A 20,963-nucleotide genomic window follows, 5' to 3' on the forward strand; every position below is an offset into this window, starting at 1 on the left:
GCTGTTGGGCATTTTTTTTACTAAATTAAATCAAACGTCAATATTCCCTGCCCTTAACGCATTGCTTTCGATGAAAGCACGGCGGGGTTCTACGTCGTCGCCCATCAATGTCGTAAAGATCTGGTCGGCGGCGATCGCGTCTTCGATTTGTACTTTCAGCAGGCGGCGTACGGTTGGGTCCATGGTGGTTTCCCACAGCTGTTCCGGATTCATTTCACCCAGACCTTTATAGCGCTGTTTGGAGACGCCGCGTTCGGCTTCGTCGCGCAGCCACAGCATGGCGTTGTGGAAGTCCTGCACGGCGATTTCTTTGGCTTTTTCACCTTCGCCGCGACGGATGAAGGCGCCTTCGCCGATCAGGCCTTTAAAGGTGTTGGCGGCATTTTCCAGTACTTTGTAGTCGATACCATCGACAAAATCGGCGTCGATGTTGCTGACCTTGATATTGCCGTGGTGCAGGCGTTCGACGCGCAGGCTGAATGCGCCGGACAATTCGTCGCTGCGCACGACGGCTTTGACGGACTGGTCGCCGATGGCGGCGGTCATGGCGTCGGCAGAGGCCTGTGCATTTTCAGCGCTGTCGAGTTTCAGCGTCACGCCGGTCATGATGGCGGTCAGCGCGGCGCGGTCGATCAGACGGGATAAGCGGGTCATGACTGCGTTGGCCAGGTTGTACTGGCGTACCAGTTCACCCAGTGCTTCGCCCGTGATGGCGTCGGCCCCGGTGGCCGGGATCAGCGCTGCGCCGGTCAGGGCGACGGTCATCATGTATTGTGCTTCTTCGGCATCGTCTTTCAGATAGCGTTCATCGCGGCCGGCTTTGACTTTATACAGCGGTGGCTGGGCGATGTAGATGTGGCCGCGTTCCACCAGTTGCGGCATCTGGCGGTAGAACAGGGTCAGCAGCAATGTGCGGATGTGGGCGCCGTCGACGTCGGCATCGGTCATGATGATGATGCGGTGGTAGCGCAGTTTATCGACGTTGAATTCGTCTGGGCCTATGCTGGTGCCGAGTGTGGCGATCAGGGTGGTGATCTGTTCGGATGACAGCATTTTTTCGAAACGTGCTTTTTCGACGTTCAGCACTTTACCGCGCAGTGGCAGAATCGCCTGGAATTTACGGTCGCGACCTTGTTTGGCCGAGCCGCCCGCAGAGTCACCCTCGACGATGTAGAGTTCGCACAGCGCCGGGTCTTTTTCCTGGCAGTCAGCCAGTTTAGACGACAGACCCAGGCCATCCATCACGCCTTTGCGGCGCGTCAGTTCGCGGGCTTTACGGGCGGCTTCGCGCGCGCGTGAGGCTTCCACGATTTTGCCGCAGATGATTTTGGCGTCGTTCGGTTTTTCCATCAGGAAGTCGGTCAGGGTTTTGGCGACGATTTCTTCTACCGGGCCGCGCACTTCAGACGACACCAGCTTGTCTTTGGTCTGCGAGCTGAATTTCGGCTCCGGTACTTTGACGGACAGCACGCAGGTCAGGCCCTCGCGCATGTCGTCGCCGGTGACTTCGACCTTGGCTTTTTTGGCGTATTCGTGTTCTTCGATGTATTTGTTGATGACGCGTGTCATCGCAGCGCGCAGGCCGGTCAGATGGGTGCCGCCGTCGCGCTGGGGAATATTATTGGTGAAGCAGAGTACCTGTTCGTTGTAGGCATCATTCCATTGCATGGAGACGTCAACGGTGATGTTGGTGCCCTGGTCGGACATGCGTTCGCCGGTAGCTTGGAATATGGTTGGATGCAGCACGCTTTTCGCTTTGTTGATGTATTCCACAAAACCGCGGGTGCCGCCTTCGAACGCAAACAATTCTTCTTTGCCGGTGCGGTGGTCATTCAGTTTGATGCGCACGCCATTGTTCAGGAACGACAATTCGCGGATACGCTTGGACAAAATTTCGTAGTGGAATTCGACGTGATTGAAGATTTCTTCATCCGCCCAGAAATGCACTTCGGTACCGCGTTTATCGGTCTCGCCGGTGACTTTGATGGGGGAGGTGACGACACCATCCACGGTTTCAATTTCACGGTTTTGCACTACGCCTCTGGCAAATTCCATCTGATGCACTTTGCCATCGCGGCGGATGGTCAGCTTCAGCAATTTGGACAGCGCATTCACGCAGGACACGCCCACGCCATGCAAACCGCCGGAAACTTTATACGAGTTCTGATCAAACTTGCCGCCGGCATGCAGCTCGGTCATCACGATTTCAGCGGCGCTGCGCTTAGGATCGTTTTTGTCGTCCCATTTAATGCCAGTCGGAATACCGCGGCCATTGTCGGTAATCGAAATCGAGTTATCCGAATGAATCGTGACATTGATTTCGGTACAGTGGCCCGCTAAGGATTCGTCAATCGAGTTATCCAGCACTTCAAATACCAGATGATGCAAACCGGTGCCGTCTGATGTATCGCCAATGTACATGCCGGGGCGCTTACGCACGGCTTCCAGGCCTTCCAGAATCTGGATGGAGGACGCGCCGTAAGATTGATTTGGCTGCGCTGGAGTGTTGTCTTGGGTGTGATCGGACATGGCTACCTTCTGTTATTTGGTATTACTGGTTCTAACTGATCTGGGGTTCCGGCGCCCTCTTACGTTGACGGCAGAGGGCGGGGAGAGGGGCTGGCGCTTGCAGCTGAAATAAACTGACCAGATTGCATACGCTGATCCAGCACCGGAGACTGGCTGCTGGCGTTGACGCCCCTCGCGGCGCACCTCTGCCGCTGGCAAAAGAGGTGCGCTCAGGCTTCATCAGGCTTAAATGCGCATAGGCATCACGACATATTTAAAGTCAGTGTTGTCTGGAATCGTGATCAGCGCTGACGAATTGGAGTCGCCCAGCGAGATACTGACCTGATCGCATTTCAGGTTGTTCAGCACATCCAGCAGATAGCTGACATTGAAACCAATGTCCACGCTGTCGCCGCCGTAATCGATTTCGATTTCTTCCATCGCCTCTTCCTGATCGGCATTGGTCGATAAAATCTGCATGCTGCCCGGCGTGATGACACAGCGCACGCCTTTGAACTTATCCGAAGTCATGATCGCGGCACGCTGCAAGGAGCGCAGCAATTGCTCACGGCCCAGCGTAAAGCTGTTTTTATAGCCTTTCGGGATCACGCGGTTAAAGTCGGGGAATTTACCTTCGACCAGTTTGGAAATCAGCTCGATATCGGCGAATGTGAGTTTGACCTGATTATTCGCTATGTCGATCTGCACCGGGTCGTCTTTGTCTTCCAGCAGGCGCTGCAATTCGAGAATGGTTTTGCGCGGAATGATGACTTCGTGGCGCGGGAATTCCTGTTCGACCTCAATCTGGCAAAACGCCAGACGATGGCCGTCGGTGGCAACGGCGATCACATTTTTGCCATCCACCACCAGCAGCAAGCCGTTCAGGTAGTAGCGGATATCCTGTTGCGCCATGGAGAAATGCACCATGTTGAACAGATGCTTCAGGGTTTTTTGCGGCAGGCTGACGCTGGCATTGAAATGTTCGGCCTGTGCCACCGTCGGGAATTCTTCTGCCGCCAGTGTCTGCAGCGAAAACCGCGACTTGCCGGACTGCACGCTCATGCGCTTGTTGTCCAGCTTCAGCACCACATCCTGATCATCGGGCAGGGCGCGCAGAATATCGAGCAGTTTGCGCGCCGCGACGGTCGTGGCGATGTTGTCACCACCCGAGCCGATTTCTGCTTTGGTCGTGATTTGCACTTCGATGTCTGTAGAGAGGAAAGATACCTGTTCACCGTCTTTGCGGATGAGAATATTGGCCAGAATCGGCAAAGTGTGCCGACGCTCGACAATACCACTCACAATTTGCAAAGGCCGGAGCAGGGTATCCCGGTGGGTTTTAACCAATTGCATTTGAAATCCTCGCTGTGGTTGTCATTGATCAATGATGCTTTTTGTACTGCTTAATTTCGTACTTCTTAATACTGAACGCTTACTGCCTGCTGTAATGCCGGGTTGCCGGAAATACCTTGTGCGTTGTCAAGAGAATAAAGGCAGGCTTCATTCTGGCACGGCGGTCATTCTGGCAACCTGTTTGCTTCATACCGGTTAACCTTTGAGTGTCTGTTCCAGCACATGCAGCTCGTGATTGCACTCCGGGTTTTTGGTGCGGTCCGCCGCAATCTTGCGGACTGCATGCAAGACCGTGGTGTGATCGCGCCCGCCGAACAGCTCGCCGATTTCCGGCAAACTTTTCTGCGTCAGTTCTTTTGCCAGATACATCGCAATCTGGCGCGGTCTGGCGATATTGGCCGGACGTTTTTTCGAATACATATCCGCGACTTTGATGTTGAAAAAGTCAGCCACGGTTTTCTGGATATTTTCTACCGAGATCTGGCGGTTCTGCACCGACAGCAAATCTTTCAGCGCTTCCTTGACGACATCAATCGTGATGTCTTTGCCGTGGAAACGGGAATACGCCAGAATCTTGCGCAATGCGCCTTCGAGTTCACGTACGTTTGAGCGCAGATGTTTGGCAACGAAAAACGCGACGTCATCCGAAAAATGCACGCCTTCGGAATGGGCTTTTTTGAGCAGAATGGCAACCCGCATTTCCAGTTCCGGCGGCTCGATCGCGACCGTCAGGCCCGAGTCGAAACGCGAAATCAGACGGTCATCCATGCCGGTGATTTCTTTCGGATAAGTATCGCTGGTGATGATGATCTGTTTTTTTGCCGCGATCAGCGCTTCAAAGGCATAGAAAAATTCTTCCTGCGTCCGGCTCTTGCCGCCGAAAAACTGAATATCATCAATCAGCAACAGATCGAGCGAGTGGTAGTAGCGTTTGAATTCGTCGAAACCTTTGCGCTGGTAGGCGGTGACTACGTCGCGCACATACTGTTCGGCGTGGATGTAGCGGATTTTGGCATTGGGGTTATCGACCAGAATCTGGTTGCCGATCGCGTGGATCAGGTGAGTCTTGCCGAGTCCGACGCCGCCATACAGAAACAGTGGGTTATAGGACACACCCGGATTATTCGCCACCTGGATGGCCGCCGCGCGTGCGAGTTGATTCGCCTTACCGGTCACAAAACTGTCGAATGTCAGTTCGACGTTGATGCGGCTCAGGTCGCGCCGCGGCGAGACTTCGGGTGTGCTGCTTTCATTGACAATTTCGACAGAAGCCGTGCCCGGCTCTGTATCCTGGGCGCCATGGCGGACTGTCGCCGGTGCCGGGGCGGCCGCTGGCTTCTTTCCGCCGCGCGGGTCCAGCACGAACTGCACCTCAACCGCATCGTCCCAGTACTGATTGGCCAGCTCGCTGATGCGATTGGCGAATTGCGCCTTGACCCAATCCAGCTTGAAGCGGTTGGGCGCGGCAATGCGCAGCTTGCCGTTCTCGAAATCAAGCGGGACAAGCGGTTTGATCCAGGCGCTGAATTGTTGCGAAGGAAGCTCTTGCTCTAGTTGTGACGAACAGGCTTGCCAGAAATTTTCCATGAATAACTTTACTGTATTAAATGCAAATGCGCGGTCCGCATCTATTCAAACCGTACAGAACCTGGGCAAGTACCGGGAAGCAACCCGGAAGGCAGGATCCGCAACAGTTCTTTAACCTGTCCGGGCAATGATCGAATTTGCCCGGAAAGTTGCCTGAAAGGCATAAACCGGTGCCGCGCTAATCCTCTATTTTAACCGCGACTGACCGAGTTATCCACAGCCGCCGCATTAAATTTATTCTGTGCGCTGCAGCAGCCGGGAAATATGAGGATGATTAAAATTTGCGCTAAGTGATTGACACGTAAGCTAAAAATGGTGTCTAATTCAGGGTTCCCTACCCTCTTTTATTGGATAGTGCATTGCCTCTACGTCTGTATGGGTACTGCAGCAGCCATGAGCAGCGGTTTTGGGGCAGTAAAGGCGAAAGGCCTGACGAAATGCGTGAGCCGAAGTCGTACGCACGACAGCCTTTATCCGTAATTCCGATTTTTTTTATTGCTCAAATAGCGAGACCAACATGAAACGTACTTACCAACCTTCCGTCGTTCGCCGCAAGCGCACTCACGGTTTCCGCGCACGTATGGCAACCCGCGGTGGCCGCGCTGTTCTGAATGCACGCCGTGCCAAAGGCCGTAAACGCCTGGCAGCCTGATTATCAATGTTGGTCTGCGGCGGCCCAGGCTGAAAACGCATGATCAATTATTCAGCTGATTCAGTTCAGGCTGGTGCAGGCAATGCAGATTTTGCCCGTATCCGGCGTATCGTTAAAACGGATGAGTTTTCATCCGTTTTTCGTTTGCGCCCCGTGTTCAGGACATCGCACTTTGTCCTGTATGCCAGAACGAACGATTTATCGCATGCCCGCCTGGGCGTTGTGGCTGCCAAGCGGTTTGCGCCGCGCGCAGTCACGCGCAACACGATCAAACGTGTCACGCGTGAGATTTTCAGGTGCGCTGCGCTGAAAAACGTTGATTGCATCGTGCGCCTGTCCCGGCCGGTCAATAGTAAAGACGGCCCTGCCACGACTGCCCGCCTCAGGCGGGAGTTGAGGGCGGAGATTTTGCGCCTGTTCGCGGCGCCAGCTTGCCAGCAAACGGGTTGATATGAAAACGCTGCTGCTCCTGTTATTGCGCTTTTACAAGTATGCAATCAGCCCTATGCTGGGGCAGAACTGCCGTTTTTATCCCAGTTGTTCCGAATATGCGGCCGAAGCAATCCGGTTGCATGGCGCCGCCAGAGGCAGCTATCTGGCGGGCCGGCGTTTGTGCAAATGCCATCCCTGGCATCCGGGCGGTGTCGATCATGTTCCGCCTGCTGCTGAAAAAACAGAAACCATCCCCACATCCGGCAAGTGTCACCATGAACATCCTGGTGATGCTGGTCATTCTTCACATCTTTCCTGACATAAAAAATGGATATCAAACGTACCGTCCTGTGGGTTATTTTTTCCATGTCGTTGCTGCTGTTATGGGATAACTGGATGCGCCATAACGGCAAATCCTCGATGTTTTTCCCGGCAGCCAGCACACAGCAGGCTAAGCCGGCTGCGGCCTCTGCGACAGGCGCTGCTGGCGTCGCTGCTCCTGCAGTCAATTCCGGCAGTGTTGCCGCCAGTGCTGCGGACACCACTGCGGTTGCCGCCAAAACTGAACTGATCACGATCACGACGGATGTGATTAAGGTGGATATTGATACGCTGGGCGGCGAGGTCAGACGGCTGGAATTGCTGAAATATAAGGATCATCCGGCACCGGAACATTTTTATCTGCCATTCCTGGAAGCGGTCGGCCTGAAAGAAAAAGCTAAAACGGAACGGAATGTGGTGTTGTTTGATGCCGGTGAAACCCGTACTTATCTGGCGCAAACAGGCCTGGCGAATGCAGCTTTGCCGAATCACAAGTCCGTGTTTACCGCCTTGCCGGGCAAGCGCAGTCTTGACGGCGCTGACAGCGTGCAGCTGGTGCTGGAATCGCAGCAGGGCGGTGTGAAACTGACCAAAACGTTGACCTTCAAAAAAGGTGATTATGCGATTGGCGTCAAACACACGGTGACCAATAACACGGCAGCGCCGATTACGCCGGCACTGTACCTGCAACTGATTCATGACGGCACCAAGCCTGCCGGCGGTTCTATGTTTACCGGCCCGAGCGAGTTTTACGCACCGGCAATTTATACTGAGTCAGAGAAATTCCAGAAGCTCGATTTTGAAAAAATCCACAAGGCCGAGCAGGAACAGCCTGGCAGCAGCAATAACAGTCATGTGAAATCGGCAGATAATGGCTGGGTTGCCGTGATTCAGCATTTCTTTGTATCGGCATTTGTGCCTCAGGACAAAGGACCGCGTGAATTCCGTACCGAGAAGGTTCGCGATAACGTGTATTCCGTCAGCACCATTCTGCAGCTGGGTACGATTGCACCGGGTGCGGCTAAAGACAGCGACGCTGTGCTGTATTCCGGCCCGCAATCGACCGCGACGCTGGAGAAAATTGCGCCGGGTCTGGAGCTGGTGAAGGATTACGGTATTCTCGCCATCATCGCCAAGCCTTTGTTCTGGCTGATGGAGCTGATTCATGGCCTGATCGGTAACTGGGGCTGGACGATTGTTGTGTTTACGATCTCGATCAAACTGGCACTGTTCCCGCTGTCGGCTGCCGGTTATCGCAGCATGGCAAAAATGAAGGTCGTCACACCGAAGATGCAGGCAGTGCGCGAACGTTATAAAAACGATCCGCAAAAAATGAATCAGGCCATGATGGAGTTGTACAAAACCGAGAAAATCAATCCTCTTGGCGGCTGTTTCCCTATCCTGATCCAGATGCCGGTGTTCCTGGCGCTGTACTGGGTCTTGCAGGCCAGCGTGGAAATGCGCGGCGCACCTTGGACCGGCTGGATTACCGACCTGACTTCGCCGGATCCGCTGTTTATTTTGCCGCTGATTTATGCAATTTCGATGTTCATCACGACCAAGCTCAATCCGGCGCCGGCTGATCCGGTGCAGGCGAAGATGATGATGTTCATGCCGCTGATTTTCTCGGTCATGTTCTTCTTCTTCCCGTCCGGTCTGGTGCTGTACTGGGTTGTGAACAACATCCTGTCGATTGGCCAGCAATGGGTGATTAACAATAAGCTGATCCCGCCTGAACATAAGGCGTAACAGCCAGCCAAAAAAGCCCGCTGACTGCGGGCTTTTTTGTTTCGGGCACGGTCTCATTCGCAGTCTGTCTGAGACGGCATGAGACATTCAGGGCGGCATCCTGTATATCTGTGGCATTTGCGTCACAGCACCGGTTAAAATTCCGCACCTCCGGAGTGCGGGCAACGATAAAATTTCATCATGATTTACGATCCTGTTCCCATTGCCGCCATCGCTACCGCACCCGGACGCGGCGGCATCGGCGTCGTCCGCATTTCTGGCAGAAATCTGGCACCCATTATCCGCACTTTGTTTGGTGATACGGCGTTGAAACCGCGCCATGCCAGCTATCTGCCATTCCGGCACGCTGACGGCAGCATCATCGATCAGGGGATTGTGCTGTATTTCAACGCCCCGCATTCATACACCGGCGAGGAAGTGCTCGAATTACAGGGGCACGGCGGCCCGGTGGTGATGCAGATGCTGCTGAGCCGCTGCCTGGAGGCCGGTAAAGATGCCGGTTTGCGGCTGGCGCAGCCGGGTGAATTCACCCAGCGCGCTTTTCTGAACGACAAGCTCGATCTGGCGCAGGCGGAAGCGGTGTCTGATCTGATCGAAGCCTCTACCGAAGCGGCTGCCAAGTCCGCATCACAATCCTTGTCCGGTGTGTTTTCCAAAGTGATTCACGAACTGGTCGACAAGGTCGTGCACCTGCGCATGCTGGTCGAAGCGACGCTGGATTTTCCGGAAGAAGAAATCGATTTCCTGGAAAAATCCGATGCGCGCGGCCAGCTCTCGGCAATACAGGCTGCGCTGCAAAAAGTATTCGACCAGGCCGCACAGGGCGCTTTGTTGCGCGCCGGCCTGAATGTGGTGCTTGCTGGTCAGCCGAATGTCGGCAAGTCGTCTTTGCTGAATGCGCTGGCCGGTGACGATGTCGCGATTGTCACGCCGATTGCCGGCACCACCCGCGACAAAGTGACCGAAACGATCCACATCGAAGGCATACCGCTGAATATCATCGATACGGCTGGTATCCGCCATGAACACGATGATGCGGAACCAGGCGGTATCGTCAATGCGATTGATACGGTCGAGCGGATCGGCATCGAACGTACCTGGGCGGAAGTGGAAAAAGCCGATGTGATTCTGCATCTGCTGGACGCCAGCCGGGGGCCGACCCGGGCTGATGAAGCGATTGTGGCGCGCTTTCCCGACGGTGTGCCGGTGATCCGCGTGTGGAATAAAATCGATCTGTCCGGTCATCATCCCAGCGTCGACCGGATGAATGATGCAACGCATATTTACTTGTCAGCCCAGGATCATGCCGGTATTGATTTATTGCGCCAGGAATTGCTGCGCATCGCAGGCTGGGAGCAGACCGGCGAATCACTTTACCTCGCGCGTGAACGCCACCTGATCGCCCTGAAACACGCGCATGAGCATTTGCAAAGCGCTGCGGAATATGCCGCTCAGAACGACCAGTCGCTGGATCTGTTTGCTGAAGAACTGCGCCTGACGCAAGACCGTCTGAACAGCATCACCGGTGAATTCAGTTCCGATGATTTGCTGGGCGTGATTTTTTCCCGTTTCTGCATCGGGAAATAGGAGGTCGCTCAGGGTTTGCTAAGTTGAACAAGCAGATTTTAATTTCTACTATGAGAAATGCAGGTTGTTTGCTTAGTTTGGCTATGGTTATGCGGAGAAGTTGCGCGTGTCTGGGGCTACTTACCAAAATCGAGGGAGGACTTTCCTCCCAAGGAATCGATGTGAAGACCCAACGACCGGCGGAGACCGGCGAGTAGCAGACGATCATGGTAAGTCAAGGATTTAAATGAATAAAATAGTTCTTCAATTTCTATTTTTTGTGGGCAGCATACTTGTCACGGGCGCTGCGCTGGCCGAACGAACGCTTGTGGAAGCAGAGATTCAAATTGACGGGCTGCAGCGACGTTACTACCACTTGCAAGACGTCACGTTAGATGAAAAACCAACACCAATTCTGCTAATCAGCGGTTCAGGCTGTCGCGATTTCGGGCACCGAATCCCGGGTTTTTTTGAACGATATCCCGCACCGGTCAATGTCTACTTCCTTGAAAAGATTGGTATCAACAAGGGAGACGATGGAGAACACTGTTCTGAGATCTACAATTACGCAGATTATTTGGAGCGGCGGGTAAGTGATACCTTAACCTTTATCAAAACTGAACCCTATCTGAAATCGCTTGAGCAGCATAGCTTGGCGATACTAGGCTTCTCCGAAGGCGGTGTTGTTGCCCCAATTGTTGCCTCGCAGAGCGAGAAAATCGGTTGGCTTTCAACTGGTGGCAGCGGCGGATTATCGCAAAGTGATGAGTTTCTGATCTTTAGCGCACGCAAAGTTGAACCTTATGCGAGTTTATATTCCCGTAAGCAATTGCGCGAAATTTACGATGCTATCAAGGCTGATCCGAACAATCTGACCAAGGAGTTTTTTGGCCACCCATACCGCTACTGGAGTTCACATCTGTTTTACGATCCGCTACCAACATACGCGCAACTGAACATCCCAATTGTGGCCGCGATGGGAGAACAGGATGAAAGTGTGCCTATCGAATCGGGCCGAAAGTTACGAGAATATTTTGCCTCACACCCTGATAAGAATTTTACATATATCGAGTATCAGGGTGCTGGGCATGCGCTGCAGGCACCTGATAGAAACCACCTCCTAGACTACATAGCGGGTCTTGCCCAATGGTTCAAAGGCAAACCATTTCAAAAAGCGAATGGGGCCGTAGCAAATTAAGTTAGTTAGCGCTAGTGTTTGAAATAGGATGTGCTTGGAAATAAGTGCGACGGTCGGCAAAGAGGCGAATACTCCAGCAAGATGGCCGGCTACAATCGACCAAATAGCCGACATCAAGGATTCCCTTCAGACAAATGTTCTCTCACCGTGCAGGAATTAACTCATGACACTTGACGAAAAAATCTCCACACGCATCGATGAACTAATTGAACTTGGGCAACAAGTCCTGGCCACGCGAAAACATCCATCGCCAGGCCATATCACGAGTGACTTTGTTGATGTTCAAATCATGAACCGGTGGCTTACTAGTTGTCTTAGTCTGGTGGGACGCGTATTTGGTGAATCAAGTCCGCACTATTTACGACTGCAAGATCAATTCCCCAACTATCCAAAGTGGCCTAATGCGGAACAGGCCTTCGGTGTACTGCTCTCAGTGAAGGATGATTTTGAATCTGGTAGCCTTTTCTCCCTGAGGCGATTAGTTGAAGCAGAATTGTTTGACGAATTTCTTGAGCAAGCTGAGCATTTGCTAGAGGCGGGCTATTTTCATCCATCTGCTATCGTTACTGGGAGTGTGTTGGAAGATGGGCTCCGAAAGCTTTGTGTGGCTAACGATGTATCATTGCCAGTTAAGCCGAAATTGGATTGGATGAACAGTGAACTCGCCAAGAAGGCGATTTACTCGAAATTGGTTCAAAAAAAAATTACCACAATAGCTGACCTACGAAATAGCGCTGCTCATGGGAAATGGGACGAATTCGACGCGTCGGATGTGCGGTCAATGCTCAGGGACGTGCGCGACATCATGACCAAGCATTTCTCTTGACATTCAAGCGAGCGCGCCGTGCATCGTTGGTTCCTACCTGTCTAATATTGTGGAGAAATTCTTTCAGCGAAAGAAATCGCAGGTCCGCTTTGGGGGGAAATCGGACGAGGTGAGTCAGATCAAGTATGAATTACGACTGACTGAGAATGAAGGAGGGGTGGCTAAGTAACCTATAAATAAGCGGTTACATAGCATTAAAGAGAGTCACATCAGTTTTTTAGTACACAAGTTAGTACACAAAATTGAATCATATTTTCAAAACCCTTACTGAGATTAGCTTTTAAGACTCTCTCTAGCTTCTGCATCGAAACTGCCTTCTGTCAATCTTACAGCGTGTTGCTCAGACTGGTATGTACTGATCCGGAAATGCCTTTGACCAGTGCAGAATTTCAACGCTGGCACGCAGACCATGTTGCCAGAATGGGTCAGTGGCGATCAGTGCGCTGACCGCTGATTTGCTGTCTGCCTCGACGATCCAGCAGGCTCCCAGGGGCGCCTGCTCCGGCTCGGTACGCAGTGATCCGGCAACCCGGATTTGTTGCTGATGCTGGCTGAGCCAGTCAAGATGAGCGGCCATGTGTTGCTGACGTATCGCCAGTTTATCCTGGTGGTCGTGAAATAGCAGAATGAAGAGCATCAAAATCCCCGTGCAGGTCAGGACAGCATTTGACCATAAAAAAGTTTGCGTATGTTAAGGTATGCAGATACCGATTTTTCTGTGTGCATCATGTGTCAATTACTAGGAATGAATTGCAATACGCCGACCGACATCGTGTTCAGTTTCACGGGGTTTGCGACGCGTGGCGGGCTGACGGACGAGCATAAAGACGGCTGGGGCATTGCTTTTTTTGAGGGCAGCGGCGTCCGTTTGTTCGTCGATCATCAGCCGGCAATCAGCTCGCCGGTGGCGGAACTGATCAAGCATTATCCGATCAAGTCAAAAAATGTGATTGCACACATCCGCAAGGCAACGCAGGGCGAGGTGACGCTGGAAAACTGCCATCCGTTCGTGCGCGAATGCTGGGGGCGTTACTGGGTCTTTGCGCATAATGGCGACCTGAAAGATTTTGCACTGGTGCTGGACGGCAGCTTTTTACCGGTTGGCAGCACCGACAGTGAACTGGCGTTCTGTTATCTGTTGCAATGTCTGCGTAAACGGTTTGGCACCAGTTTGCCGGATACGGCGGAACTGGCACCGTTTCTGCAGACCATTTGTGCAGAGATTGCGGCTTACGGTACTTTCAATATGATGCTCTCGAACGGTGAAGCGATGTTCGTGCATTGCTCCACCAAGCTGCACTACATCGTGCGCCAGTATCCTTTTCCTACGGCCAGTCTGTCAGATGAGCAGGTCACAGTCGATTTTTCCGAGGTGACGACCCCGAATGACAAGGTGGCGGTGATCGTTACCGAACCGCTGACCCATAATGAACGCTGGACACAGTTTGCGCCCGGAGAATTCCGGGTGTTTACCGATGGCGATATGCTGACTGCGGAGGCGCTATGAGTCAGCGTCCGGCCGATCAGCTCGATACCAATCTGCTGCGTGTGCTGCATACTTTGCTGACGGAACGCAGCGTTACGCGCACGGCGATGAAACTCGGCCAGTCGCAGCCGGCGGTGTCCAATATGCTCAAGCGTCTGCGCGACATCACCGGTGATGCGATTCTGGTGCGCGGTAAAAACGGCATGACGCCGACCGAACGCGGCAACGAATTGCTGCTGCTTGCCAGACAGGGATTGCAGACGCTGGAGAGCATTGCCAGCCCGCCACCGGCGTTTGTTGCCGCCAGCAGTCAGCGGGTATTTCATCTCGGCGCGCCGGATTATCTGAGTGTTTTGCTGATTCCGCGGGTGATGGAAAAAGTCCGTGAACTGGCGCCGCAGGCGGGGCTGGTGGTGCATGCCCTGAGTGCTGGTTTTGATTACGCTGCCGCATTGGAAAGCGGCGAGCTGGACTGCGTGATCGGTAACTGGCCGGATGCGCCGCAGCATCTGCATATTGCACAATTGTCGGAGGATGAGATTGTGTGCATGGTCAACCGCAAGCATCCGGTGGTCAGCAAAGGACTGTCGCTGCGCTATTACCTGGATATGCCGCATCTGGCACCGACTCCCTACATGATGGGACACCGCAGCATCATTGACAGCACGCTGGCAGAGCAGGGCCTGAAGCGGCGGATACAGATGACGATTCCGTATTTTGGCATGGTGCCGTATGTGCTATCAAAGACCGATCTGATTTTTACGACCAGCCGCAGTTTTGCGTTGCAATGTGCGAAGGACTGGCCGATAGAAATTTTACCGGTGCCATTGGCAATGCCATGTATGCAGTTCTTCATGTTGTGGCATGAACGGGTGCATGCGGCGGCGGAGGTGCAGTGGTTCCGGCGGCTCATTGCCGAGGCCGCGGGCGAGGTGTTTTCGGGTACGGGCCAATAACGCTGAAAACCATGCCGGGCATGAAAAAACACCGCATTTCCTGACGGAGCATGCGGTGTTTTTCTGAAGCGCAATGATGCCGGATCAGCTGGGTATTTTGCCTTCCACGCCTTCGACGTAGAATTTGATTTCATGCAGGAATTTGTCGTCGGCGACAGCATCCTTCCCCAGGACTTCCTTGCCGGTATTGTCCCTGATCGGGCCTTTCCAGATCGGTGCGGTGCCGTCGATCACACCCTGACGGCGTTCAGCGATGAGCTTTTTCACATCATCCGACAGCGTGGCGTTGAAAGCCTTCAGATCAATCATGTTTTCTTTCAGACCCCACCAGGTTGAGCCGGATTTCCAGCTGCCATCCATGACTTCGCCGATGCGCTTGATGTAGTAGCCGCTCCAGTCGATGGTCGAGGCAGCAACGTGTGCTTTCGGACCGAATTTGGTCATGTCGCTGTCCCAGCCAAACGCCAGCACACCTTTCTCTTCTGCGGTCTGCACCACGGCAGCGGAATCGGTATTTTGCATCAGGACATCCACACCCTGGCCAACCAGCGTGATCGCCGCTTCGCGTTCCTTGCCCGGATCAAACCATTTGTTGACCCAGACCACTTTCGTGCTGGCTTTCGGATTCACGGAGCGGGCGCCGAGTGTGAAGGAGTTGATGTTGCGCAGCACTTCAGGAATCGGTACCGAGGCTACGACGCCGAGCTTGCCGGATTTGCTCAGTTTACCGGCGGCGACGCCTGCCAGATACGCGCCTTCATAGGTGCGGACATCGTATTGCGCCAGATTGTCGGCAGTCTTGTAGCCGGTGGCATGTTCAAATTTCACATCAGGAAAATCCTTGGCGACTTTCAGCATGGCTTCCATGTAGCCAAAGGTCGTGCCAAAAATAATCTTGTTGCCCTGGGTTGCCAGATCGCGGATCACCCGTTCTGCATCGGCGGCGCTCTCCGGCACATTTTCGACGAAGGTGGTTTTCACCTTGTCGCCGAATTTCGCTTCCACCAGCTTGCGGGCGGCATCGTGAGCATAAGTCCAGCCTGCATCGCCGACCGGGCCGACGTAGATAAAGCCGACCTTCAGCGGTTCGGCACTGGCAGCGCTGACGCCGGCTGCTGCTGCGGGAGCTTCGGTTTTCGCTTCTTCCTTTTTACCGCAGGCGGCAAGGCCAAAGACGGCCAGCGACAGCACGGCTGCCATGGTTTTTCTGCGAGAAATTTTCATATCGGATTTCCTTCTGTGAACAAAATGATTGAAACGGCACGCGGACAACGCTCTATCAGGGGCGGAACGACTTGCCCAGTGAGGCGGGCATATTCAGGCGTATCCAGTCCGGATTGCGCGAAATCAGCACCAGCACCAGTATCGTTGCCGCATAAGGCAGCATCGACAATATCTGGGATGGAATCGCCAGCCCGATTGCCTGAAAGTGAAATTGCAAAATCGTGACGCTGCCAAACAGCAAGGCACCCAGCAACACCCGTGCCGGACGCCATGTCGCAAATGTTGTCAGTGCGAGTGCGATCCAGCCGCGCCCTGACACCAGTCCCTCCACCCACATCGGCGTGTACACCACCGACAGATACGCGCCGGCCATGCCGCAGCAGGCGCCGCTGAACAGCAGTGCCGCATAGCGGATACTGCGTACCGGATAGCCCAGCGCGTGCGCCGATTCGGGTGATTCGCCCACGGCACGCAATACCAGTCCGGAACGGGTGCGGTACAGGAACCAGATCAGCGCAGCACACAGCAACAGGCTGAAATACACCATCCAGTGCTGGTCAAACAGTGCTTTGCCGACGAAGGGCAGATTCGCCAGCCCCGGAATGCCGTGGCTGCCAGCCACCAGGGACTGTCCTACAAAAGACTGGCCGATAAACGCGGATAAGCCGCTGCCAAAAATCGACAGGGCCAGTCCGGTGGCAACCTGATTGGTCGCGAGCACCAGCACGAACCAGGCAAACAGGCTGGCCATCAGCATTCCGGCGATGGCGCCAGCGAGAAAACCGAGTTCCGGGATATGGGTTTGATGCGCCACGGCAAAACCGATGATGGCAGCAACCAGCATCATGCCTTCCGCACCCAGATTCAGCACGCCGGCGCGTTCGTTGATCAGCAGCCCCAGCGCGGCAATCAGCAGCGGCGTGCCGGAATTGATGGAGGCGGCAATCAGAGCAGCAAAATTTTCCATAGTCTTATTGTTTCCAGCGCAGGCGGTAATGGATCAGCGTATCGCAGGCAAGCAGCATGAACAGCAGCATGCCCTGAAACAGGCCCGTCATGGCGGAAGGCAGGCCAAGACGGGATTGCGCCATTTCTCCGCCGAGATAAAACAGCGATAGCACCATGCCGCCGAAAATCGCGCCGACAGGGTTTAAGCGGCCGATAAAGGCAACGATGATCGCCGCAAAACCATAACCGGGAGAAATCGACGGCAGCACCTGACCAATCGGCCCGGTGACTTCAAAGGCGCCTGCCATGCCAGCCAGTCCGCCGGAAATCAGCAGCGACAGCCACAAAGCCTTGCGGCTCGAAAAGCCGGCATAGCGTGCAGCGAGCGGCGCCAGCCCGCCGACAGTCAGGCGGTAACCGGCAAAGCTGCGGTAAATGAAGACAGTCATGCCTGCTGCCGCAATCAGCATCACGATAAAGCCGATATGCAGGCGGCTGTGGAACAGGTGAGACAGCAGAAACTCACTGGAAAAGACCTTGGACTGCGGAAAGTTCATGCCGTCCGGATCTTTCAGCGGGCCGTTGACGGCATACATCAGCAACAGTTGTGCAATGTACGTCAACATCAGCGACACCAGGATTTCATTGGCATGAAAACGGTCCCGCAGCCAGGCTGTGATAGATGCCCAGAATGCGCCGCCTGCCACGCCGGCCACGGTTGCCAGCACCAGTACCGCAGCGCCGGACAAGGTTGCGTCCGGGTGATCGAAAGCCAGCACGGTGGCACCGGCCGCCAGTCCGCCAGCGATTAACTGGCCTTCCGCGCCGATGTTCCAGACGTTGGCGCGATAGCAGACTGATAAGCCCAGTGCGCACAACACCAGTGGCGTGGTTTTCAGCAGCAGCTCGGTAATGGCGGTCTGGCTGCGCAGCGGCTCCAGCAAAAATACCTGTAAGCCAGTCAACGGGTTTTTCCCCAGAGTCAGGAACAGCAATGCACCAAAAAAGACAGTCAGCAGCAATGCCAGCAGCGGCGAAAAATACGCCATCCAGCGTGAGGAAGCCGGGCGTAATTCAAGCTTAAGCATGTGCGTTCTCCGGTTCGGCGGCAGATGCCGGAGCACCGTTCTGATCCCATAATCCACTCATCCACAATCCTATCTGTTCCCGGCTGACCGTTTCTGTCCTGACGGCAGGAGACAGGCGGCCTTTGGCGATCACATGCAGCCGGTCGCATAATTCAAACAATTCATCCAGCTCTTCGGAAATCACCAGCACCGCGCAGCCGCGGTTCCTCAGCTGGCGTATTTCGGCATGAATCTGCGCGGCGGCACCGATATCCACGCCCCAGGTCGGCTGCGCCACGATGAAAATTTCCGGCTCGTGCAGAATTTCACGGCCGACGATAAATTTTTGCAGGTTGCCGCCCGACAGACTGCGTGCCAGCGCGGCTGGTCCGGAGGCTTTGACGCGGAAACGGGTAATGATGTCGCTGGCGGCCTGCATCGTCTGCTGAAAATTGATCATGCCCCGCTGCACAAAGGGAGGCTTTTGCTGTGACAGCAGCATGTTATCGGTCAGGCTCAGCTCCGGTACTGCGCCGCGTCCCAGGCGTTCTTCCGGCACCAGGCTTTGTTTCAGCGCGCGGCGGGCAGCCGGGCCGCTGTCTCCTACCGGGACATCGTTAATCCGGATCATGTCAGGCGCTGCGCGGCGGTCTTCGCCGGACAGGGCGGCCAGCAATTCCTGTTGCCCGTTACCGGATACGCCGGCGATGCCGGTGATTTCTCCGGCACGCAGCGTCAGGCTGATGTTGTCCAGCGCGGTGGCGAAAGCATGCGCTTTGGGCAGGCTCAGCTGTTGTACCTGCAACCGCACCGGGCCGGTCTGTATCGCCGCAGATGCCGGATGCGGAGCCTGTGTGTCACCGATCATGAGGCGCGACAGGCTGGCGGCGGTTTCCTGACGCGGATCGCAATGTCCGGTCACTTTTCCCATGCGCATCACGGTAGCGGAATGGCATAGTTCGCGGATTTCATCGAGTTTGTGGCTGATGTACAGAATGCTGCATCCTTCGGCAGCGATCTGGCGCAGGGTGACAAACAGTTTCTGCACGGCTTGCGGCGTGAGCACGGAAGTGGGTTCATCCAGAATCAGCAATTGCGGTCTGGTCAGCAGCGCCCGCACGATCTCGACCCGCTGCCGCTCGCCGACCGACAAGGTATGCACATGGCGATGCGGTTCGAGTTCCAGTCCGTAGCTGGCGCCGGTTTGCCGTATCTGTGCGGCCAGCTGCTGCATGTCGGTGCCGGCATCCAGGCCCAGCGCAATATTTTCTGCCACGGTCAGGGTGTCAAACAGCGAAAAATGCTGGAACACCATCGAGATACCGAGCCGCCGTGCTGCCTGGGGGTTGCTGATCCTGACTTCCTGACCGTTCCATTGCATGGTGCCGGAATCCGGCTGCACGGCACCGAAGATGATTTTCATCAGCGTTGATTTGCCTGCCCCGTTTTCTCCCAGCACCGCATGAATTTCGCCGGGGGCGACGCTCAGGCTGATATGGTCGTTGGCAATGACGGCAGGGTAGCTTTTACAGATACCGGTCAGCGTCAGCCGGGATAATGCCGGGGCAGCAAAAGAAGTCACGTATACCTTTCCAATCTGGAGAAATCGCCGGGGGCGCGGATGAACCGGGCGGCGCTTCAGGGCGAAGGAGGCCGCTTGCTCAGAATAGCAAAACAAAGTGACAACAAAAGCGACTGCAGACTCAGGTTAGGGAGTATGTTGTGCCGAGAACATCACCAAATGAATATGCTGTGTATTCGGCCGACATTATAAATGCCGCAGCAGAATATTTACAGGATCAGAATCGCTCTGAAGTCGTTGACATTGGTGCGTGTTGGTCCGCTGACAATTAATTGATCCAGGGCAGAAAAATAACCATAGCCGTCGTTGTTTTCCAGCATCAGCCGGGCAGACAGCTGGCGGGCAGCCGCCAGCTGCGCCGAGGCAGGCTCGTAGTAAGCACCGGCGTTGTCCTCTGAGCCGTCAATGCCATCGGTATCGCAGGCCAGCGCATAGATTCCGGCATGACCATTCAAGGCATGCGCCAGACTCAGCAGGAATTCGGCATTGCGTCCGCCGCGTCCTGTGCCGCGCACTGTGACCGTGGTTTCACCGCCGGACAGAATCACACAGGGTTTGTGAAATGGCTGGCCTTTTTCTGCGATCTGGCGCGCCAGTGCGGCATGCATCAGACCGATATCACGGGCTTCGCCTTCGATGCCGTCGGACAGGATATGCGCTGCGACGCCCTGAGTGCCGGCATAGTAGGCCGCGGCATCCAGCGCATGCTGGGCGGTGGCGATGATGTGATGGCTGTGACGGGCAAAGCGCGGATCTTCCGGTTTCGGGGTTTCGCCTGCGCCGGATTCAAGGTGCTGCAGGATGTTGGGCGGTATCCCGATCTGGTATTTGCGCAGGATCGCCAGCGCTTCGGCACAGCTGGTGTCGTCCGGCAGCGTCGGACCGCTGGCGATGATGCGGGGATCGTCGCCGGGGACATCGGAAATCAGCAGCGTGACGACGCGCGCCGGTGCGCAGGCCAGTCCGAGCCTGCCGCCCTTGATGGCAGACAAATGCTTGCGCACGCAGTTCATCTCACTGATGGCGGCGCCGCTTTTCAGCAAGGCTTTATTGATGGCCTGCTTCTGTTCCAGCGTGATGCCTTCGGCTGGCAGCGCCAGCAGCGATGAGCCGCCACCGGAAATCAGGCAGAGTACCAGGTCTTCCCGCTCTAAACCCTGCGTCATGGCGAGAATGCGTTTAGCCGCTTCCTGACCGGCAGCATCGGGTACCGGATGCGCCGCTTCAATGACTTCAATTTTTTCGCAGCGGGCACCGTGTCCATAACGCGTGACAACTAATCCGCTCAGCTCGCCCTGCCAGTGCTGTTCCACCGTTTGCGCCATCGCGGCGGCGGCTTTGCCTGCGCCGATCACGATCGTCCTGCCGGACGGTGGTGGCGGCAGAAATGCCGGCAGGCACTGGCTGGCGCTGACTGCAGCGACGGCGGTCTGGTACAGGGAAAGTAAAAAATCACGCGGCGATGCAATAGTCATGGTGAAAACTCTGTGGGTGAATACAGGTAAGAT

Annotated in this window: 18 protein-coding genes; 9 read left to right on the top strand and 9 right to left on the bottom strand. The window is 55.0% G+C overall.

Annotated features, from left to right (window positions below; all coding sequences use genetic code 11):
• Positions 1 to 30: 30 nt before the first annotated feature.
• From gyrB to dnaA, 3 genes are all read right to left on the bottom strand, one after another.
• On the bottom strand, positions 31 to 2,529 hold the full coding sequence (gyrB, locus tag H8K27_RS00950) for a DNA topoisomerase (ATP-hydrolyzing) subunit B (RefSeq protein WP_186861368.1): 2,499 nt from the start codon (positions 2,527 to 2,529) through the stop codon (positions 31 to 33).
• Between the two features lie 225 nt (positions 2,530 to 2,754).
• Entirely contained in the window at positions 2,755 to 3,861 is a 1,107-nt protein-coding gene (dnaN, locus tag H8K27_RS00955; RefSeq protein ID WP_186861369.1) for a DNA polymerase III subunit beta, read from the bottom strand.
• Positions 3,862 to 4,056: 195 nt separating this feature from the next.
• Positions 4,057 to 5,448: a chromosomal replication initiator protein DnaA gene (dnaA, locus tag H8K27_RS00960; RefSeq protein WP_186861370.1), complete on the bottom strand. Its 1,392-nt coding sequence runs from the start codon at positions 5,446 to 5,448 to the stop codon at positions 4,057 to 4,059.
• A gap of 517 nt (positions 5,449 to 5,965) precedes the next feature.
• On the opposite strand from dnaA, the gene rpmH reads away from it, so the two are divergent.
• From rpmH to H8K27_RS00995, 7 genes are all read left to right on the top strand, one after another.
• Positions 5,966 to 6,100 carry a 50S ribosomal protein L34 gene (rpmH, locus tag H8K27_RS00965; protein WP_061535510.1) on the top strand — a complete coding sequence of 45 codons (135 nt, stop codon included), beginning with the start codon at positions 5,966 to 5,968 and terminating at the stop codon, positions 6,098 to 6,100.
• A gap of 39 nt (positions 6,101 to 6,139) precedes the next feature.
• Entirely contained in the window at positions 6,140 to 6,550 is a 411-nt protein-coding gene (gene rnpA / locus H8K27_RS00970; RefSeq protein WP_186861371.1) for a ribonuclease P protein component, read from the top strand.
• A gap of 55 nt (positions 6,551 to 6,605) precedes the next feature.
• A complete protein-coding gene (gene yidD, locus H8K27_RS00975; RefSeq protein ID WP_408058412.1) occupies positions 6,606 to 6,851 on the top strand; it encodes a membrane protein insertion efficiency factor YidD in 246 nt (81 codons plus the stop codon).
• Between the two features lie 8 nt (positions 6,852 to 6,859).
• Entirely contained in the window at positions 6,860 to 8,602 is a 1,743-nt protein-coding gene (gene yidC / locus H8K27_RS00980) for a membrane protein insertase YidC (protein ID WP_186861373.1), read from the top strand.
• A 180-nt stretch (positions 8,603 to 8,782) separates the two neighbouring features.
• Positions 8,783 to 10,189, top strand: a complete 1,407-nt coding sequence (mnmE, locus tag H8K27_RS00985; RefSeq protein ID WP_186861374.1) for a tRNA uridine-5-carboxymethylaminomethyl(34) synthesis GTPase MnmE — start codon at positions 8,783 to 8,785, stop codon at positions 10,187 to 10,189.
• A 226-nt stretch (positions 10,190 to 10,415) separates the two neighbouring features.
• On the top strand, positions 10,416 to 11,366 hold the full coding sequence (locus tag H8K27_RS00990) for an alpha/beta hydrolase family protein (protein ID WP_186861375.1): 951 nt from the start codon (positions 10,416 to 10,418) through the stop codon (positions 11,364 to 11,366).
• A 163-nt stretch (positions 11,367 to 11,529) separates the two neighbouring features.
• Positions 11,530 to 12,192 (top strand): DUF4145 domain-containing protein, encoded by a 663-nt coding sequence (locus H8K27_RS00995; RefSeq protein ID WP_186861376.1) that lies wholly within the window; start codon positions 11,530 to 11,532, stop codon positions 12,190 to 12,192.
• Between the two features lie 340 nt (positions 12,193 to 12,532).
• On the opposite strand, the gene H8K27_RS01000 is transcribed toward H8K27_RS00995, so the two are convergent.
• The gene (locus H8K27_RS01000) at positions 12,533 to 12,829 is read right to left on the bottom strand and encodes a YciI family protein (protein WP_186861377.1); all 297 of its coding nucleotides are present in this window, start codon (positions 12,827 to 12,829) and stop codon (positions 12,533 to 12,535) included.
• Positions 12,830 to 12,919: 90 nt separating this feature from the next.
• On the opposite strand from H8K27_RS01000, the gene H8K27_RS01005 reads away from it, so the two are divergent.
• Both H8K27_RS01005 and H8K27_RS01010 read left to right on the top strand, forming a co-directional pair.
• The gene (locus H8K27_RS01005) at positions 12,920 to 13,699 is read left to right on the top strand and encodes a class II glutamine amidotransferase (protein ID WP_186861378.1); all 780 of its coding nucleotides are present in this window, start codon (positions 12,920 to 12,922) and stop codon (positions 13,697 to 13,699) included.
• Positions 13,696 to 14,634: a LysR family transcriptional regulator gene (locus H8K27_RS01010; RefSeq protein ID WP_186861379.1), complete on the top strand. Its 939-nt coding sequence runs from the start codon at positions 13,696 to 13,698 to the stop codon at positions 14,632 to 14,634. The genes H8K27_RS01005 and H8K27_RS01010 overlap by 4 nt, the downstream gene beginning before the upstream one ends.
• Before the next feature lie 84 nt (positions 14,635 to 14,718).
• Here the strand turns inward: H8K27_RS01010 and H8K27_RS01015 are convergent, their stop codons facing one another.
• The 5 genes from H8K27_RS01015 to H8K27_RS01035 all read right to left on the bottom strand — a co-directional run bounded on the left by H8K27_RS01015 (position 14,719) and on the right by H8K27_RS01035 (position 20,930).
• Complete coding sequence (locus tag H8K27_RS01015) at positions 14,719 to 15,858, bottom strand: BMP family ABC transporter substrate-binding protein (RefSeq protein WP_186861380.1); 1,140 nt, start codon at positions 15,856 to 15,858, stop codon at positions 14,719 to 14,721.
• A gap of 55 nt (positions 15,859 to 15,913) precedes the next feature.
• The gene (locus H8K27_RS01020) at positions 15,914 to 16,825 is read right to left on the bottom strand and encodes an ABC transporter permease (protein WP_186861381.1); all 912 of its coding nucleotides are present in this window, start codon (positions 16,823 to 16,825) and stop codon (positions 15,914 to 15,916) included.
• A gap of 4 nt (positions 16,826 to 16,829) precedes the next feature.
• Complete coding sequence (locus tag H8K27_RS01025; protein WP_186861382.1) at positions 16,830 to 17,894, bottom strand: ABC transporter permease; 1,065 nt, start codon at positions 17,892 to 17,894, stop codon at positions 16,830 to 16,832.
• Positions 17,887 to 19,455 (bottom strand): ABC transporter ATP-binding protein, encoded by a 1,569-nt coding sequence (locus tag H8K27_RS01030; RefSeq protein ID WP_329604323.1) that lies wholly within the window; start codon positions 19,453 to 19,455, stop codon positions 17,887 to 17,889. Before H8K27_RS01030 ends, H8K27_RS01025 begins: the two co-directional genes overlap by 8 nt.
• Positions 19,456 to 19,664: 209 nt before the next feature.
• Positions 19,665 to 20,930: a glycerate kinase type-2 family protein gene (locus H8K27_RS01035; protein WP_186861383.1), complete on the bottom strand. Its 1,266-nt coding sequence runs from the start codon at positions 20,928 to 20,930 to the stop codon at positions 19,665 to 19,667.
• Positions 20,931 to 20,963: the final 33 nt, after the last annotated feature.

This window comes from Cognatundibacterium griseum, from assembly GCF_014284195.1.
GTDB lineage: Bacteria > Pseudomonadota > Gammaproteobacteria > Burkholderiales > Burkholderiaceae_D > Undibacterium > Undibacterium griseum.